Below are 17,556 nucleotides of genomic sequence, written 5' to 3' on the forward strand. Positions count from 1 at the left end.
GATCGGCTGTTTTTTTGTCCAAAAGTGCATTAGATTGGATGACGAGTACGAATATGTGTAAACTAACCAATATTGTACTTTTTATTTAACAAATAGATTAGAAGGTGAGAATTTTATGAAAGCAGTTCAAGTGACGGGATACGGTGATGTTGACAAGTTAGAAGTTGTGGAAAAGTCAGTACCAGAGCCTAAAAGTAATGAAGTCCTTATTAAAGTAAAGGCATGTGCAATTAATAATACAGAGATATGGATGAGAGAAGGCGCCTATGGTTCGGGTACGAAGTCAGGATGGAAGCCTGAGGGAGTTCAGTTTCCAAGAATTCCGGGATCCGATATAACAGGGACTATTGTAAAAGCAGGAAATCAAGTAGAAGAAAGCATGATAGGAAAGGATGTAGTTCTGTTCCCGTTTACTTCCAGCGGGAAGGAAGGCTTTGAGCATATTTCTGAAGACATGTCTTTCATAGGTTCTGAGTATGATGGAGGCTATGCCGAATACGTAGTTTGGCCAGTGGACCTTTGCTTTGATATGCCTCTTCCAGACTACATAGAAAGCTCGGTTTTCTCAGTAAGCGGTCTTACAGCTTGGCATATGGTCGAACAAATCCAAGCCAAGCCAGGTGAAACGATAATAGTAACCGGCGCGAATGGCGGTGTGGGATCATTAAACGTTCAGATTGCTTCTAAAGTATTCGGTGCGAAGGTTATTGCAATTGTTGGAGATCTGACTTTAAAAGAAAGAATACAAGAATTAGGAGCGGCACATGTACTCTCTTATAAATCGGAAAACCTTGCTGAAGAAATTTTAGAAGTAAATGGCGGTCCGGTTGATTCGGTGTTAGATGTTGTGGGTGATGCCTTGTTTTCAACTTCTCTACAAGTATTGAAGAATGGCGGAAAGTTTTGTATCTCTGGCTCAGCAGGGGGGCAGCAAACGGAACTTGATTTTCGAACCCTCTACTTAAAACACATTACTTTATATGGGTCTGTTTTAGGTACTCGAGCAGAGTTTAAACGTATGCTTGACGCGATTTCTGAAGGGAAGATTAAACCAGTCATTGAACGTACCTTTCCGTTAGAGAAAGCAAGAGAAGCCCAAACTTTTTTTAAAAACTCAGGTAAGCTTGGCAAGATTGTTTTACTTCCAGAGGAATAGAATGTAAAAGCGTACACTCAAAGATTGAGCAGTGCGCTTTTTTTATGACTCTGTATCAATGGGAGAAGCAATTTTGTCATGAAATAGATCAAAATAAAGCTGGCCATTCGTACCGCGGACACAATAGGACACATCAGACAAAATGAGTCCACGTTGATCTAACTCTGTATGAAACCAATCTTTGGTGAGTTTATTTTGGGTGAAATTTTTTTCTATCAACTGGCCGTCCATTATTAATTCAATCGGAAAGGCAGACTTTGCCGGTGTAAATATCCCTAGATCTTTTTTTGTCGTGTTCCGAAACGGTAATTTTTTCAATACTGATAATTGTCCTCCTGCTTCTACAACGGCATATTCCACTTCATCGATGTCAAATATATCTTTTGCCCTTAATGCTTGATTCATCGAATCTAGTGTAAACTTTAATTTCTTCATATTTTTTTCAAGTATTTTTCCATCTTGTATGATAACGGTAGGTTCACCACTAAATAATGCTCTGATATTTCTATTTTTTAATGAAAGGATAGTGGAGAAGAAAGTGATACCTCCGAATACAAGTAATGAAACAATAAAATTACTAAATTTAATAGAAGTATTGAATGTTAAGTTGCCGGCAATAGCCCCTAATGTTGTAGAAGCAATAAAATCATGATAGGTCATCTGAGCAATGGTTTGTTTACCAAGCAGGTGAACGATGTAAATGATTAATGTAAATGCGGCCAGGGTTCGGATTATTACTTCGATAGTTCCATTCATAACTTCTCTCCTTTATTTGTTCTTCCTATTTTTTAACATGAAAAATCAAAAACATACATTCAATAAATGATTTAAACGATTTTAGCGTTTGAGTTTTGATAAAATGAACTTAGCAAAAAATGTTAAGAAGCAGCATTTGTACGTGGGTATGATAGAAGCAGGGTAGGTGATCAGGGAATGGATTACGAAGTTAGTATTCAGCGGACACTGGATTATATTGAAGAGAATTTGCATGAGCGCATCACGCTTGAGGAACTTGCAGAGCTCGCTTGTTTCTCGCCTTTTCATTATCATCGGGTGTTTCATTTTTTAGTTGGTGAAACCGTTATGGAATATGTGAGAAAAAGAAGACTCACATTTGCAGCACATAGATTATTGATCTCCGACGAAAAAGTGATCGATATCGCACTGGATCTCGGATTTCACTATCATGAATCATTCAATCGTGCTTTTAAAAAGTTCTTTGGCGTTTCACCAAGACAATATCGCGAGGCAAACATCGCACCAAAATTTCTGCATCAAAAAGCTTACCTGAATAGGAACCGATTGACGGGAGGACTTACATTGGAAATGAAGTTAGTTACAAAACCGGCATTCAACATCATTGGGTACGAACTGAAGACAAGTAACATAGATGGTGAGAACAATCGCGAAATACCGAAGTTCTGGCAGCATTATCTGCAAAACAATCTTGGCGCAAAAATTCCGAACCCACTCAACAAAAACGAAGAATTTGGATTATGTACGGACTATAATATAAAAACGGGTGAATTTGTTTATCTGATCGGTATGGAAGTGGCAGCAGGAACACCTGCGCCAGAAGGAATGACATACAGAAGTTTTCCTGAAATGGAGTATGCTGTTTTTACAACACCTAAAGCAAATGAGGAAGACTTTTCAGCATCCATTCAATCAACGTGGGTTGAGATCTTCTCAAAATGGTTCCCGGATTCAGGATATGAACATGACGGTACCATAGAGTTTGAACTGTATGATGAGAGATGCTACGGAAAAGAAGGAAAGCAGATTGACATCTACATCCCAGTAAAAAAGCAGGCAGCGAAAGTGAAATAAGGAAATGAACCTCTGGACGACGATTATGTTCCAGAGGTTTTTTTGATTTTAACAAAGTTTTTCATATTTTGATTGTGATTGTCGACTCGCGAGTATTAAAAAAAATCCGCGAGATTATAGCCAGAATCCGTGAGATTATTGAAATTTTCGTGAGATTGTTGCTGAAATCCGCGAGATATAGATGGACCTCCTATTATTGCGAGAAAAATTGGAATTTTGTGTTAAAATCAGTCTATATATACAAATAAAGGGGGCAGGAAGATGAGCAACCCGTTTTTTAGCCTTTTTCCGTTAGTAGGACTTTTATTTTATTTAGCGATTCCGATTTTTGTAGTTTATGTGGCATTAACCATTATTAAATTGATGAAGCAGAAGAATGAATACTTAATGGAAATAAGGGATGAGTTAAGGAAAAATAGCTTTAAAGGATAGTTGAAAATTTTTTAGTTTCGCCTATCCAAGGGAGGTCAATGATTGAATATCCTAGCGTTGTTATTGTTTGCGATTGTATTCGGCGGGATTGAAATGATAGCAGAAAAGAAATTCAGAAAAAAATTTAACATTCCAAAGAAATATGGTTTTTGGTATAGAAGTGTAAATGGTTTTCATAGATGGGGAGAAATTCTCATTATCTTCATCTTTGTAATTGTAGGCGGGATAATGGGTTATGGGAACATGAAAGAAGGGGCTAATTGGATTTCGAAGTATTGGTTTTTCATATTCATTATTATTTTAAGTGCATTTCGAATTTTAATGGAATGGAAATATGATAGAGAGAGCAAAGAGTACATCGTACAATTTTTCTCATTCATCGGTTTTACAGCAATTTTCTTACCCATTCTTATACTTTTCTTTAACCACAAATGGTGAACAAGATGAACTTACGATATGTGATAGACGATAAAACATTGTCAGTTGATTCCTTCTTATGTTTAGTAAATGCAGTTTGGCCGGGAACCTATCATGAATTTCGAACGTTAGAAGCCATAAAAAATACCATCAACATTACGGCGTGGGACGAAGAGAGATTAGTAGGCTGCGCCCGCATTTTAACTGATGGTTATTTCTTTGGGACGATTTCAGAGGTTTTAGTACGACCGGATTATCAAAAGCAAGGCATAGGCAAACGTCTTATGGAACTAGCGTGGGAAGCAAGTCCAACCTCACTATTTTTTGGGGCTCAGCCTGGTAAAGAAGAGTTTTTTGAAAAGCTGGGATACACCAAGTCCATACAATCGTTTCAGAGAAAAAAGGAACGCGTAAAATAAATCTTAATGAGGGTAAAAGATGATTGCGTTTATAAAAGAACTACCAACTAATAAGAAAATTGCTAGTGTTCACTGCATTCCTATTACCGAAAACGGAATGATCATGATGGCTTGGGACGAAGACGAGCAGCTCCTGACGACGATTGGCGGGAGAATCGAAGGCGAAGAAAAAATAAATACAGCGCTTGACCGTGAAGTAATGGAAGAAGCGGGAATAACGCTTCAGGATGAGAAGATTCCATTTGCTTCATGGTACTGGGAATCTACGAATACATATACAATCTGGTTCTTAGCAAAGGTAGACGAATTTGTATCCACAGCTTTTAACCATGAAAAAACAGGATATGTCATCTTTAATTTTGAAACTGCAAAGCAAATGATTTCTAAGATTGAACAGAAATCCGAGATCAGAATTCAGATTTTAGAGAAAGCAGAAAAAATAGCTGAAGATTTGGAATGGATTTAAAATATGGAGAACAGTATCATGCAGAATCAACAAGTAAAAGTTAGATTAAGAGATTTATTGATAGATGATGCAAACGACCGTTATCAATGGTGTCTGGATGAAGAAGTAACGAAGCATCTTAACATGCCTGAAAAAAACCCCTCCTTTTAGCAAGGAAGAAACTCAAGAATGGATTCAGAAATGTATCGATAAAAGCAATGGGTATGAACAAAAGCTATTCTTACTGAAAACGGGGAACATATAGGATGGGTTGATCTCAAAAACATTGATAGGATGAACAAGCATGCTGAACTTGGAATCGCTATAGGGAACAAGCGATTTTGGGGAAAGGGATATGGATTAGCAGCTATGAGAGCAATGCTCAATTTCGGATTTACAGAATTACATTTAAATAAAATTTGGCTTCGGGTTGAGATCGATAATGAAAAAGCCATCAAATCTTATAAAAGAGCTGGATACATAGAAGAAGGAATACTGCGGCAAGATCGATTAAGAAATGGAAAATTCGTTGTCGTTTGAGAATGAGTGTTTTAAAAGAAGAGTGGAAGAATAAATAAAAGCTTGAGGACAGATGCCTCAAGCTTTCCGCATTTGTTGTTCTAATAAGGAAAATAAGTAATCTACAGCATCACGTCGTTCTGTCTTTAAAAATTCGCTGATCTCATTCAGATTATTCTTCAACGTTACGAGTCTTTTAAACTCAGGCTGTTCACCATTTGCAATAAGCTCATTACAATAAGCAGTATAGTATTGCTGGAATTCCTTTAAAGTAAGATCGAGATTAATGTGAAACAATACCGCTATAAAATCATATGTTCCGCCGGTTTTAATGAATTGTACTTCACTATCACACAATTTTTCAACATCATCGATTCCAATTTCTTCTGATAACTCTCTCAACACACTTTTTTCGAGATCAAAATACGTACCATTTTTATCTTCATCACTGAGACTGCCGCCGACACATTGCAATCTGCCGGGGTATGCGGTATGATTAGCCATTTCACCAAAAACAAAGTACGAGTCCTTTGTTTCTACTAAACCAGCTCCGTAGACTACTTTGCAGCTTTTATCATCAGCCGTATCATATCGTACGGAATGTAAGTAATGGGCATAATCCGTAGTGCGCAGTATGATATCAAAACGATCTTCATGTTCCTCAATGGAATGAACATGAAAGATTTCTCCTCTGGTAAATCTCTCATTCACGTTAATTTGTTTCCAATACTGTTCAATTTCAAAATTATGCTGATCGGATAATTCTACAGCATGGCCATCAGCTCTAACTTTTAATGGTTTTGTGATAGGGGTTAATACAGTTGGTTTCATTTTGATGATCCTCATTCTTTTAACGTTTTTTCTCTTGCATAAACGAAGAGGGGTTCAGCTCTTCGCTTTCAATCACGATTGCCGTTAATCCCGAGTCTGTTCGAGTTTCGTGAAACTCATCCATTGTCCAAAAGACTGCCTCTCCAGCCTTGATGGGAATAAATTCTCCACTTTCACCACGGACAAACCCATTGCCGCTTACGATCAGCAGCAACTGTGGAACGACAGCTTGGTGATAGCCGATTATTCCACCTTCCTCTAAATACATGCATCCAATATGAGCGGGTTTTTCTGTTTGGACAATACGTGACATCACAAAATTAGAGTCAAACTTATCGATATGTTTTCCGACTTCCTTGCCAAAATGAAAAAACTGCATGATATACCTCCTGAAGTTAAAACATATAAGGTCCAACTGTTAAGGACAAAAAGATAATATTGACCACTACAAAATAACTAATAGTAGCAAGCATCCCCCAATTGCGTCTTTTCCCAAGAAGAACAGCTATGCCACTGATCAATGCGATAAGGACAGGGAGAACAAATGAACTGCCGCTAAACGTTAGAAAGTCGGGTGCGAAAAAATAAAAATGATCGTTAAAAAGCGTTTGCACAAAGATTAACTGAACACCAAGATAGAGAGCTAAAATCGCATACTTCACACGTTTATCTTCATCCTCCATGAGCTGAAGTTTCACGAAATAAATAACGATTGCAAATAGAACAGCTGGCGCGACCCAGTACAAAGCGCTCATTCCAAGAATTAATCCTTTGAACATAGAAAGAATGGTACGGGAGGTGGCTTGTTTAATATCTTCGTTCGTTGTGATAAGACTTTTCTCAACGATATCTTTATTAGTGGAGGCACCGCTATACGTAAATTCATCTTGTCCAGTCATGTTCATCCACATAATCGAGTGATTACCGATCCAATGAGGATAAATAGAATTGTAGTTTGTAGTACTTCTTCTCTCCGTGAGCCAACTATCACCTTTTTGCTTCACTTCATACACATTGACTGCCTCTTTATCAATAGACTTCTTAGCTCGTGTTGTGAAGAGAATTCTAACTTGGTTGTTTTCATCGACTCCATATTGAACAAACTTAGGATTTTCGAGTTCAACCCCATCCTTATCCGTAAAGGTCATCGGTTCGAACTTCCAATCCGTGTTTGCGTTCAATTGATTTGTTCCGTGATAGAGGTGATATGATTTACCGCCGCTTGCATTATTAAACAGCAAATAATACACGGTTAAATCTGAACCGTTTTCTACAAAATAAAAGCTGAAATGGTTTTCTGAGATGGCTTCGTCCGTATTTAACAGAACATGTTTATAAAAGGCAGCATTCTTGTATTCATAAAAAACAGCCTTCACTTTTTTAAAAGGGTCCAAATAAATAGACTTTATAACAAAAGATTTTGAAGAGCTATTTAGTGCGACAGATTTCAAATCTTCTTTCACTTTATCGACAGACTGAACTTTGAAGGTTGCGGGATCAACGCTTAAAATTTCATGCTGCTTAAAGTAGATAATGGTACTTTTATTCGAATCCATTCCTAGAACATTTTTGTCGAGTACTTGCTCCTGTTTTCCATCAAAATGAATGAGCTGAGTCCCTTTTACAAAAATAAATTCTCTGCGATCGGTCCAGAAATTTTGTGAACCCGGGATCGAAACAGGAGTTGTTTTTTTATCGCTAACCTGCAATTTATCATTCACAAAAAAGGACAGAACCTCATTTTCTTTCGGTACATAAACATGATATCGTCCATTTTCTTCATAAACGGCCGGCTTCACTTCTCCAAATGTACCTGTATGGAGTGGCAATGATCTGCTCCATCCTTTAGACGGAAGTTCTTTTTCGTTAGCAAGATTTTGACTCGTTAATATCGAAAATACAATTAAGAAAAAGACAACAGGTATAAAGATGGGTCTAAATTTCCCTTGTGATTTCTTCATGATAGTTCCCCCTTACTGCAAAAATTCGACAAAGACCATAATTCCCCTTTTTAATCTTACATGTTCGATATATAATGATTGGAAATAAATAGAAAAATACACGAAGTGAGGTGAGGTCCGATAAAATATTGGCTATTGATCATTGCAGCTATATGTCTCTTAACAGCATGCCAAGAGAAGGAGATTAAGAGTGTTCCTAGCAAAGATGAAATTAAAATTTCATACAACGGAATTGAAAATGTGGAACGGTTGACCCATTTTATAAAGCAGATTGAGGTTCGTAAAAAGGATAAAATACGAATAAGCCATCATACAATTGAAGGAGATCCCATATACGAAGAAGTAAAGTATAATGGAAAGATTTTTAATTATAAGTTTGATAACAGTGAAGATGATTTTGGAGTCAAAGATATCAGGACGACATCTTGCCAGACGTTTCATGTGGACGAGAACGATGTGCAGATGAGTGGTTATTTGGACCAATGTGACGATGGACAACGGATTGAACTCTTTACCTTGCATTACGACTCATCAAGTGAAGATCGTTTTGATTTTGCTCTTAAATATGGACCCAATTTGGAAAATGCCATTGATACGAACAAGACTCCAATGGATAACAAAGAGAAAAATACCGTGTTTAAGAATCTCGTGTATGCTGATTTTTTAAATCAAAAATATGAGCAGGGTGTCTGTACAAACTCAAAAATGAAGTATGATCTGACCGTTTGGATGAACGGAGGTAAAAGGCATTTCAACTGGAGTGATTGTGACAAGGGGGAGGATGTTTTTACGGAAGTGGCTGAAACGATCATCCAAGTTTACGAGAATCAATAAAATAGGAAGAGAAAAATATGGAAAGCAATACGAGATTAGGATTCATTGTTTCCCTTTTTATATTAGTAGGTTTTCCGATTCTATTTACTATTGTTTCATTGATGACAGGTCAATGGAGATACCTCTTATTTAGCATCCCAAGCTCCTTTACTGCCGGATTTGTAAGCTTGATCTTTGTCATTCACCAAATAAAGAAGGAGAGGAGAAGTTCTTAATATTAAATTCTTCCTCAAAAAAACACGTGGTACGATAATCTCGCGGATTTTCCATTAATCTCGCGAAAAAGGATCATAATCTCACGAAAATTTTAATAATCTCGCGAAAAACAAATAATTCAACAAATACGTAAAAGTGTCCACCATGAAAGGACACCGAACACGTAAATGAAGGAGGGCTGACAATGTCAGCCTTCTTTTTCATAATTAACACGATCCAGCCACTCCGAAACGAGCTCCTGTACCAGCTCTCTTTTTTCAATCTGCAGCATATGTCCAGCTTGATCCATCACCACAAAAGAAGCCCGATGGAATTTATCTAACAGGATAAATGTATCCTTATAACTGCAAATCGTATCTTGCTTGCCGGTTATAATAAGAGCAGGCTGATCAACATCATCAATTTCTGCAAACAGTTCTTCATGAAAAAAGTAGCCTTTTTCCCTCCAATCTGACAGCAAAAAGTCACGGTTCACCAGCAAACGGCCAGGCTGAATCTCTCGTAAAAAATACTCCAAGTGCTTGCTATCCTGATAGATCATCAATGTTTCAAAGCCCGCTCGAATATTTGGATCCAGCTGATTTAAAAGTTCCTCGTCACGTGTCAAGACAACTTTTTCAGGCTGCACTCGATTCCTCATATGCAAGGCAGGGCTGAGCAGGCAGATTCCCTTTACTTGCTCCGGTCTTTGATGAAGAATGCCCTGAGCTAAATATCCTCCATAAGAAGTGCCGATTAGAGAAAAACGTTGTTGCGGAAGTATGTAATCAATAAGATCTAATAGATTTTGGCGTATATCATCTGAAGACTTCAAGTCGTTCGAAATCTGGCTATAACCATGGGCTGGCAGATCAACGTAAATCCGCTTATAGCCTGGGATTCTTTCAAAGATTGGTTCAATCCAAGCCTTCATCGACCGGTGATCTGTTCCCATAGCATGCAGGATAACGATCGGAAAACCCTCACCAGCTATTTCATAAAAAATACTGCCCTTAGATACCGAACAAATCATAGAGTAACTCCTTATATAAATCTTTTTAACAACTATTTCTACTCGATGGCTTTTTTTCCTTTTCAAAGCGTTTCAAAAGTATCTCTAATAAATTTCTTTTGACATTTTGTAATCGTTGTAATTATAATTGTGTGTACATACAACTATTAAGTCATTTCTTATTAACGAGGAGGATAAGATGATAAACGATCAAAAAATTGCACTCGTAACTGGGGGTAACAGAGGTATTGGTTTTGAACTAGGTAAACAATTGGCAGAGAAGGGATTTCGAGTTCTTTTAGGATGCCGAGATCTAGAAAAAGGAAAGGCGGCTGCTTTCCAATTAACGAAAATGAACCTCGATGCTGAGGCTGTTGAACTTGATTTACATAATCCTGACACACTGCAAAAAGCGTTTCGTTTTGTAGAAAAACAATTTGGAAGGCTCGATGTATTAATTAACAATGCAGGAGTTTTCCGTGATGGAAATCATCGATTAGTGGAACTTCCTGAAGGTGTGCTGGAAGGAACGATGAACACAAACTTTTTTGCTCCTTATCATATGGTTCGTGCATTCCTGCCTTTGATGGAGAAGAAAAACTACGGACGGATCATCAATGTTTCTTCTGGAATGGGACAAATGAGAGAATTCAGTGATTCCGGAAATGGTTCATACAAAATTTCAAAATTAGCACTGAACGGATTAACGCAAGTACTAGCTTCAGAAGTAAGCGGCAATATCAAAATTAATGCAGTATGCCCCGGATGGGTAAGAACAGATATGGGAGGTCCTAATGCACCGAGAAGTGTGGAAGTGGCAGCAAAATCCATTCTCTGGCTGGCTGAGATTGATGAAGATGGACCAAATGGCGGATTTTTTAGAGATGGTGAAGAAATCAGCTGGTAGAACTTATTTTAAAAAAGTTATAAGGAGGTAACAGTTTGGAAAACAAGATCGTTTTCATTACAGGAGGCAATTCCGGCATCGGTAAAGCGACAGCTCTTGAACTTGCCAAAAATGGTATGACCGTTGTTATTCTTTCAAGGAGTGAAGAGAGAGGGAAAGAAGCGGTAGAAATCATCAAGCAAGAGACCGGAAATAACAATATCCATTTAATCGTTGCAGATCTTTCCTCCCAGCTGCAAGTTAAGAAGGCTGCAGAAGAGTTTAAGCAAAAATTCAGCAAGCTCGATGTTTTAATCAATAACGCTGCAGTATTCTTGCCAAAGAGATCAGTAACAGAAGACGGTATTGAAACGACGTTTGCAACAAATTACTTATCCCATTTTTTACTTTCCCATCTTTTACTGGACTCTTTAGAAGCAAGCGGCGAAGGCAGAATCATCAATGTGGCCTCCAAACACAATGGCATAAAAATGAACTTTGATGATTTGATGGTCGAGCGAAATTATGCTTTCTATAAAGCGGTAGGTCCAACGAAACTCGGATTGATCCTTTTTACAAAAGAACTGGCAAAACGTCTAAAAGGCAGACCAATTACTGTGAACAGCCTTCATCCAGGAATCATTAAATCAAACATTATGCATCAGCTGCCTTGGTTGTTGAGATCAATATTTGGTGTAATGTCATCAAAAACAGAAAACGGAGCCGTAACACCTGTGTATTTGGCAACCTCACCAATCGTTAAAGGAATCAGTGGAGAATACTTTGAAAAGTGTAAAGCTGTTCAAACCCTTCCAAATGCAAACGACCCAGACACAGCTGAAAGACTGTGGAATGTAAGTATGAGTTTACTACGGCCAGAAGTAAAAGATCATAATTTCAGTAAAACCGAGCTGTTAAGCAGTGTGCTTTAAGCTACAGAAAAAGGAGTAAACATTAGATGGAAGCAAAAATTTTAGTAATCGGCGGAACAGGAAATATCGGAAAAGAATTGGTTAAGCTTTTGACTGAAAATGGACATAAAGTTCGAGCTGCCATTCGACCTGCAAGCAGAACAGAAGAACTGCAGGCATTTGGAGCTGAATTGGTTTCTGCGAATCTTGAAGACCAAACATCACTTGTAAATGCAATGAACGGCATTGAAAAAGTTTACTTTGCAACACCTTTCGTTCCAAATATGGTAGAGCTATCAATGAATATCATAAAGGCAGCAAAAGAATCTGAAGTAAAACATCTTGTGAAAATTTCAGGCGCTGGAGCTGATTTGGAAGCAATCACAATGGCTAAATGGCATCGTGCTATTGAAAAAGAAATGGAACAGTCAGGAATCGCCTATACATTCTTGCGTCCAAATTCGTTTATGCAAAACGTAGTGAATTTTAGCTCACATACGATAAAAGACCACGGAGCTTTCTATGCCCCGATCGGTGATGGACAAGTGGCGATGATCGATGCAAGAAATGTAGCCAAAATTGCCTTTCATGTTCTTACGGAAGAAGGTCATGAAAATAAAGCTTACTACTTATCAGGTCCTGAAGCGATTTCCTTTCAAAAAATGGCAGAGATCCTTTCAGATGTAACAGGTAAATCGATCCGCTATGTAGATGTTCCAGCTGAAAGTGCACGCCAATCTATGCTTGATGCTGGAATGCCGGTAGAAACAACCGACGCCTTGTTAGAGCTATACCATATCAATAAGTTAGGGTATACAGCCGAAGTATCAGATTCAATTGAAATGATCACGGGGCAAAAAGCAGTGACATTTGAAAGCTTTGCCAATGATTACAAATCAGCTTTTAAGGATTAAAAAATTAACAATGTCAGGAGGCAGATCAGAAAATGAAATATAAATTACTCGGAAAAAGCGGTCTCCGTGTTTCCGAACTAGCCCTTGGTACAATGACCTTTGGTGAGGATTGGGGATTTGGCGCTTCAAAAGAAGAAAGTGAAAAAATCTTTAATGCATTTGTTGAACAAGGCGGAAACTTCATTGACACAGCGGTAAATTATACAAATGGTACGAGTGAAGCTTTTTTAGGAGAATTCGTGAAATCAAAACGAGAAGAGTTCGTTATTGCGACAAAATACTCCCTTTCAACACGTCCAAATGATCCGAATGGCGGAGGAAACCACCGGAAAAATTTAGTTCAGTCTGTTGAAGCAAGTTTAAAGAGGCTGCAAACTGACTACATCGATCTTCTCTGGCTGCATGCTTGGGATTTTACAACTCCGATTGAAGAAGTGATGAGAGGGTTAGATGACCTTGTTCGATCTGGGAAAGTTTTATACATCGGTATTTCAGACACACCGGCATGGATCGTATCTCAAGCGAATATGCTCGCTCAATTAAGAGGATGGACCTCTTTTATTGGACTTCAAGTAGAATATAGCCTGATGCAGCGTGCACCTGAGCGTGATCTATTGCCGATGGCACGTTCGCTGGATATTGGTGTAACGGCATGGGCGCCAATGGCGGGCGGTGCGTTGACGGGTAAATACAGAAATGAAGATACCGAAACAGCAAAAAGGCTTTCTCCGAATAGTGCAAGATTAAAAGATAAAAATGTAGTCATTGCTGATGTTGTAGCTGAGATTGCAAAAGAAATCGATAAAAGTCCATCACAGATTGCATTGAATTGGGTCCGCCAGCAAAGTGGTGTAATCATTCCGCTTATCGGTGCACGGAAAGAATCACAGATGAAAGAAAATCTGCAATGTTTGGATTTCACACTAGATTCTGAGCATCTAACTCGTTTAAATGAAGTGAGCAAGATCGAATTGGGATTCCCTCATGATTTCCTAAAATCGGAGCCAGTATTGAATGCACTCTATGGAAAAACGTATAACAAAATAGACAATCATAGAAAGTTTTAACATTTGACAATTTACTTTAATTGAGATAATTTGTATGTACAAGCAATGCTGAAAAGGATGTTTTATCATGGAAAAAAACAATGTGGACAATTGTATTTTAGATAACTGTCTATATTTTACCGTTAATAAACTGTCTCGAGCCATCACAAGAATGGCAGAAGATTCGTTTAAAAAAACAGGTTTATCTCCAACACACGCTTTCTGTCTTATGTTAGTGAATAATAAGCCGGGAATCTCGCAATCTGAGTTAGCCGAACAGCTGCATATGATGCCTTCTACGATTACGCGTTTTATCGACAAGCTCGTTATGAAAGGGTTGATTGAGCGAAAAGCAGAAGGAAAGAGATCATTTATCTTTCCAACAGATGATGGGGAAAACACACAGCAAGAAATTCGAGCGGCGTGGAAAGATCTTTTTCAAACGTACTCTGCAATTTTAGGGGAAGAAGAAAGTCGTTTATTGACAGCTCTTATTCGTGAAGCAGGAAATAAACTAGAAAAATAAATTAAAAATCCTAGGTTAGGTTTCTTCTGGCTTAGGATTTTAAAACCTATGATAGTTGTTTGTACAAACAACTAAGAAAGAATAGAAAAGAGGAACTATAAATGAAAACTTTAGTACTTGTAGCACATCCCAATCTCGAACAATCTGTTATGAATAATGCGTGGGCAGCTGAAATTGAAAAGCATGAGAATGTAACGGTGCGCCGTTTATATGATGTATATCCGAATGAACAGATCGATGTAGAAGAGGAACAAGCACTTCTATTGGCTCATGATAGAATCGTGTTCCAATTTCCGTTTTACTGGTATAGCACACCATCACTACTAAAAAAATGGCAGGATGAAGTATTGTCTTTCGGCTGGGCTTACGGTCCAGGAGGGGATAAATTGCACGGCAAGCAATTTTTGCTGGCATTATCTACTGGTGGACCAGAAATTTCTTACGTTGCTGGAGGCTATAACCACTATACAATCAGTGAATTGCTTCGTCCGCTGCAGGCAACGAGCAATTTGATCGGAACCAAATACATCACACCATTTACTGTTCATGGCGTACGTTTCCTATCAGAAGAACAAGTTAAAGAAAGTGCAGAAAGCTATGCACAGTATGTTTTAAACGAAGATTTGTAAAAATTAGAAGGAATAAGTGGAAGTATAAAAAAACATGCTAATTCAGTAATGAATGGGCATGTTTTTTTATTTTTAAAAATCACCATACTCAGTTCCCCAAAGATGCATTTGCTTAAGAATAGGCATTAACGTTTGTCCAAGCTCGGTCAGCGAGTATTCAACTTTTGGCGGAACGGTGTTATACGATTTACGGCCGATGAAGCCATCTTCTTCAAGTTCTTTTAACTGGTGAGCAAGAACTTTATGAGTTACACCTTTTAGCAAATTCCTGATCTCGTTATATCTCAGCGTGCCGTCTTCACCTAAATGCCAAAGGATAAACGTCTTCCATTTGCCGCCGATTTTTTGCAACGTATATTCAATGGAACATTTCAATTTGCCATCTTCATTTACATGTACATTCAAAATACACTCATCCTTTCTTACTTGCAGGTAAGTATGTCACTTAAAAGTACGTTCTTATCTTTTAAAAGTTTGTCTCGTATAATGACTCCATATCAAAATAAAAAATAATCAAGGAGGAATTGATGTATGCCAACTTATCCAAGATCATTCTCTCATATCGGTCTATCTGTACCAAGCTTAGAGGAAGCAATCAAATTTTACACAAAGGTTTTTGGCTGGTACGTAATTATGGAACCTTCTGATGTAGAAAATGTTGATACACCGATTGGACAAATGTGCCGTGATGTATTCGGTAACGATTGGGAGACGTTTAGAATTGCGCACTTAGCAACAGGGGACAAGATCGGAGTGGAACTCTTTGAGTTTCCTCAAAATGAAAAACGAGAAAACAACTTTGAATACTGGAAAACTGGATTGTTCCATTTTTGTATCCAAGACCCAGACATTGAAGGGATTGTAGAAAAAATCAAAGAATACGGCGGAAAACAAAGAATGCCGATTCGTGAGTACTATCCAAATGAAAAGCCTTATAAAATGGTTTATGTCGAAGATCCGTTTGGAAATATCTTTGAAATATATACACATAGCTATGAGCTCACATACTCACAAGGAGCTTACTAAATAATAAGCTAAGGTAGCATGCCAATTCTTAAAAGGGATTGTGTGTGCTATTTTTATTCTTATTGATCTATCAAAATGGAAGCGATTACACTGTTGAGACAGCTAACAAATAAAATGAAATCATTAAAAATACCATTTATAAACTATGTAAGATTTTCTGACACGACTCTTGATTGAGCACCAAAACCCTTTAAAATGAATAAAAATACTACATGTCAGCTTTTATAACATCGGGAATGTATTAACTCAATTAGGAGGCGTTTTTCGTGAAAGAAATCATGTTTTCATTAAATAGTGTCTGGCTTGTATTAGGCGCTGTACTTGTCATCTTAATGCAAGGAGGCTTCATTTTACTTGAAGCCGGTTCAACACGTATGAAAAATGCCGGCCATATTGCAGGGAAGACCGTCTTTACGTTTGGAATGGCTTCAATCGTATTCTGGGCGGTAGGATACGGATTTATTTTTGGTAATAGCGGAAACTTCTTTGTCGGTCTGTCAGATTTCTTTTATTCCGGCAAACAAGCTGAGGGAATGAATTATTCAACGTCAGCATACTTTTTATTTCAGCTCGCATTCGCAGGCATCTCCTTAACCATCGCGTTCGGTGGTTTTGCGGAACGTGCCAAACTAACGGCATACGTTGTGTTTTCGATTCTTTTCTCCGCTATCGTTTATCCGATCATCGCACATTGGATTTGGGGCGGCGGATGGCTGGCTGAACACGGCAAGCAGGATTTTGCAGGTTCAACGGTTGTTCACTTAACGGGAGCAGCGGCATCGCTCGCAGCTACGATTCTATTAAAACCGCGAATTGGAAAATTTAATAAAAATGGTACAGTGAACAATATTTACGGTCATAATCAAGTTTTCACAGCGTTAGGCGTTCTTGTATTATGGGTTGGCTGGTTTGGCTTCAATGCTGGAAGCACGTTTGTTGTAGATGATGGCTTTTTCGGATTTGTCGCGTTAAATACAAACCTTGCAGCTGGAGCAGGAGCAATTGCAGCGTTGATCATCTCTTGGATGGTTTTAGGCAAGTCAGACATTACGACGATTTTGAACGGAGCATTGGCAGGGCTCGTTGCCATTACGGCTTCATGTGCATTTGTTGAAACTTGGGCAGCAGTTGTCATCGGATTTGTTGCCGGAATACTCGTGTTTTATAGTGTGAAGCTATTCGATAAACTGAAGATCGATGATCCGATCTTTGCGCTTTCTGTTCATGGTGCTGCAGGGATTTGGGGTACTTTATCCAATGGCTTGTTCGCAACGAAAGAACTGGCAGCAGTTGGTAAGCCCGGATTGTTTTATGGCGGCGGATTCCACCAGCTTGGGGTACAGGCGATGGGTGTTGCGGTTTGCGGACTCTTTGCCTTCGTCGTATCGTTTGCCATTCTTTACGTAATGAAAAAAGTTATGAATGGATTGCGTGTAACTGAGGAAGAGGAAATCATCGGGTTAGATGTAAGTGAACATGGAAGCTACGGTTATCCTGAAGCCTTCATGAAAGAAGAACAAAGGAAAGAAGAACAAAAGGAAGAGCAAAGCAGGTTAGCGAATTAATG

21 protein-coding genes and 1 pseudogene are annotated in these 17,556 nt (G+C 38.4%); 16 read left to right on the forward strand and 6 right to left on the reverse strand.

Features of this window, described 5'->3' with window-relative positions; all coding sequences use genetic code 11:
- Positions 1 to 115: 115 nt before the first annotated feature.
- On the forward strand, positions 116 to 1,156 hold the full coding sequence (locus J2X07_RS02360; protein WP_310256082.1) for a zinc-binding dehydrogenase: 1,041 nt from the start codon (positions 116 to 118) through the stop codon (positions 1,154 to 1,156).
- A gap of 42 nt (positions 1,157 to 1,198) precedes the next feature.
- On the opposite strand, the gene J2X07_RS02365 is transcribed toward J2X07_RS02360, so the two are convergent.
- A complete protein-coding gene (locus tag J2X07_RS02365; protein ID WP_310256085.1) occupies positions 1,199 to 1,912 on the reverse strand; it encodes a DUF421 domain-containing protein in 714 nt (237 codons plus the stop codon).
- A 177-nt stretch (positions 1,913 to 2,089) separates the two neighbouring features.
- On the opposite strand from J2X07_RS02365, the gene J2X07_RS02370 reads away from it, so the two are divergent.
- From J2X07_RS02370 to J2X07_RS02395, 6 genes and pseudogenes are all read left to right on the forward strand, one after another.
- The gene (locus J2X07_RS02370) at positions 2,090 to 2,986 is read left to right on the forward strand and encodes an AraC family transcriptional regulator (protein ID WP_310256087.1); all 897 of its coding nucleotides are present in this window, start codon (positions 2,090 to 2,092) and stop codon (positions 2,984 to 2,986) included.
- Between the two features lie 261 nt (positions 2,987 to 3,247).
- On the forward strand, positions 3,248 to 3,418 hold the full coding sequence (locus tag J2X07_RS02375; RefSeq protein WP_310256089.1) for a hypothetical protein: 171 nt from the start codon (positions 3,248 to 3,250) through the stop codon (positions 3,416 to 3,418).
- 42 nt (positions 3,419 to 3,460) lie between these two features.
- A complete protein-coding gene (locus J2X07_RS02380; protein ID WP_310256091.1) occupies positions 3,461 to 3,856 on the forward strand; it encodes a DUF4181 domain-containing protein in 396 nt (131 codons plus the stop codon).
- Positions 3,857 to 3,861: 5 nt separating this feature from the next.
- The gene (locus tag J2X07_RS02385) at positions 3,862 to 4,254 is read left to right on the forward strand and encodes a GNAT family N-acetyltransferase (RefSeq protein ID WP_310256093.1); all 393 of its coding nucleotides are present in this window, start codon (positions 3,862 to 3,864) and stop codon (positions 4,252 to 4,254) included.
- A 19-nt stretch (positions 4,255 to 4,273) separates the two neighbouring features.
- The gene (locus tag J2X07_RS02390) at positions 4,274 to 4,720 is read left to right on the forward strand and encodes an NUDIX hydrolase (RefSeq protein ID WP_310256095.1); all 447 of its coding nucleotides are present in this window, start codon (positions 4,274 to 4,276) and stop codon (positions 4,718 to 4,720) included.
- A gap of 18 nt (positions 4,721 to 4,738) precedes the next feature.
- A pseudogene (locus J2X07_RS02395) lies at positions 4,739 to 5,277 on the forward strand (GNAT family N-acetyltransferase).
- A 19-nt stretch (positions 5,278 to 5,296) separates the two neighbouring features.
- On the opposite strand, the gene J2X07_RS02400 reads toward J2X07_RS02395, so the two are convergent.
- Genes J2X07_RS02400 through J2X07_RS02410 form a run of 3 tightly spaced genes read right to left on the reverse strand, consistent with a single transcriptional unit; the run spans position 5,297 to position 8,010 of the window.
- Entirely contained in the window at positions 5,297 to 6,049 is a 753-nt protein-coding gene (locus J2X07_RS02400; protein WP_310256097.1) for a hypothetical protein, read from the reverse strand.
- A 19-nt stretch (positions 6,050 to 6,068) separates the two neighbouring features.
- Positions 6,069 to 6,428: a cupin gene (locus J2X07_RS02405; RefSeq protein ID WP_310256099.1), complete on the reverse strand. Its 360-nt coding sequence runs from the start codon at positions 6,426 to 6,428 to the stop codon at positions 6,069 to 6,071.
- Positions 6,429 to 6,444: 16 nt separating this feature from the next.
- Positions 6,445 to 8,010: a hypothetical protein gene (locus J2X07_RS02410; protein ID WP_310256101.1), complete on the reverse strand. Its 1,566-nt coding sequence runs from the start codon at positions 8,008 to 8,010 to the stop codon at positions 6,445 to 6,447.
- A 135-nt stretch (positions 8,011 to 8,145) separates the two neighbouring features.
- Here J2X07_RS02410 and J2X07_RS02415 point away from each other — a divergent pair, with 135 nt between their 5' ends.
- The gene (locus J2X07_RS02415; protein ID WP_310256102.1) at positions 8,146 to 8,844 is read left to right on the forward strand and encodes a DUF4362 domain-containing protein; all 699 of its coding nucleotides are present in this window, start codon (positions 8,146 to 8,148) and stop codon (positions 8,842 to 8,844) included.
- A gap of 403 nt (positions 8,845 to 9,247) precedes the next feature.
- On the opposite strand, the gene J2X07_RS02420 is transcribed toward J2X07_RS02415, so the two are convergent.
- Positions 9,248 to 10,072, reverse strand: coding sequence for an alpha/beta fold hydrolase (locus J2X07_RS02420; protein WP_310256103.1), 825 nt, complete (start codon positions 10,070 to 10,072; stop codon positions 9,248 to 9,250).
- A gap of 178 nt (positions 10,073 to 10,250) precedes the next feature.
- Between J2X07_RS02420 and J2X07_RS02425 the strand changes: the two genes are divergently transcribed.
- From J2X07_RS02425 to J2X07_RS02450, 6 genes are all read left to right on the forward strand, one after another.
- The gene (locus J2X07_RS02425; RefSeq protein WP_310256104.1) at positions 10,251 to 10,958 is read left to right on the forward strand and encodes an SDR family oxidoreductase; all 708 of its coding nucleotides are present in this window, start codon (positions 10,251 to 10,253) and stop codon (positions 10,956 to 10,958) included.
- Positions 10,959 to 10,993: 35 nt separating this feature from the next.
- Entirely contained in the window at positions 10,994 to 11,869 is an 876-nt protein-coding gene (locus J2X07_RS02430; RefSeq protein ID WP_310256106.1) for an SDR family oxidoreductase, read from the forward strand.
- A 26-nt stretch (positions 11,870 to 11,895) separates the two neighbouring features.
- Entirely contained in the window at positions 11,896 to 12,762 is an 867-nt protein-coding gene (locus J2X07_RS02435; protein ID WP_310256107.1) for an SDR family oxidoreductase, read from the forward strand.
- Positions 12,763 to 12,794: 32 nt separating this feature from the next.
- Positions 12,795 to 13,829 (forward strand): aldo/keto reductase, encoded by a 1,035-nt coding sequence (locus tag J2X07_RS02440; RefSeq protein ID WP_310256108.1) that lies wholly within the window; start codon positions 12,795 to 12,797, stop codon positions 13,827 to 13,829.
- Positions 13,830 to 13,896: 67 nt separating this feature from the next.
- On the forward strand, positions 13,897 to 14,334 hold the full coding sequence (locus J2X07_RS02445; protein ID WP_310256109.1) for a MarR family winged helix-turn-helix transcriptional regulator: 438 nt from the start codon (positions 13,897 to 13,899) through the stop codon (positions 14,332 to 14,334).
- 101 nt (positions 14,335 to 14,435) lie between these two features.
- Complete coding sequence (locus J2X07_RS02450) at positions 14,436 to 14,963, forward strand: NAD(P)H-dependent oxidoreductase (RefSeq protein ID WP_310256111.1); 528 nt, start codon at positions 14,436 to 14,438, stop codon at positions 14,961 to 14,963.
- A gap of 72 nt (positions 14,964 to 15,035) precedes the next feature.
- Here J2X07_RS02450 and J2X07_RS02455 read toward each other — a convergent pair whose 3' ends face one another.
- The gene (locus J2X07_RS02455) at positions 15,036 to 15,368 is read right to left on the reverse strand and encodes a winged helix-turn-helix transcriptional regulator (RefSeq protein WP_310256112.1); all 333 of its coding nucleotides are present in this window, start codon (positions 15,366 to 15,368) and stop codon (positions 15,036 to 15,038) included.
- A 126-nt stretch (positions 15,369 to 15,494) separates the two neighbouring features.
- Between J2X07_RS02455 and J2X07_RS02460 the strand changes: the two genes are divergently transcribed.
- Positions 15,495 to 15,989 carry a lactoylglutathione lyase family protein gene (locus J2X07_RS02460; protein ID WP_310256113.1) on the forward strand — a complete coding sequence of 165 codons (495 nt, stop codon included), beginning with the start codon at positions 15,495 to 15,497 and terminating at the stop codon, positions 15,987 to 15,989.
- Positions 15,990 to 16,267: 278 nt separating this feature from the next.
- Positions 16,268 to 17,554 carry an ammonium transporter gene (locus J2X07_RS02465; RefSeq protein ID WP_310257370.1) on the forward strand — a complete coding sequence of 429 codons (1,287 nt, stop codon included), beginning with the start codon at positions 16,268 to 16,270 and terminating at the stop codon, positions 17,552 to 17,554.
- The last annotated feature ends 2 nt before the right edge of the window (positions 17,555 to 17,556 follow it).

This window comes from Fictibacillus barbaricus (assembly GCF_031457135.1).
GTDB classification, from domain to species: Bacteria; Bacillota; Bacilli; order Bacillales; family Fictibacillaceae; genus Fictibacillus; species Fictibacillus barbaricus_A.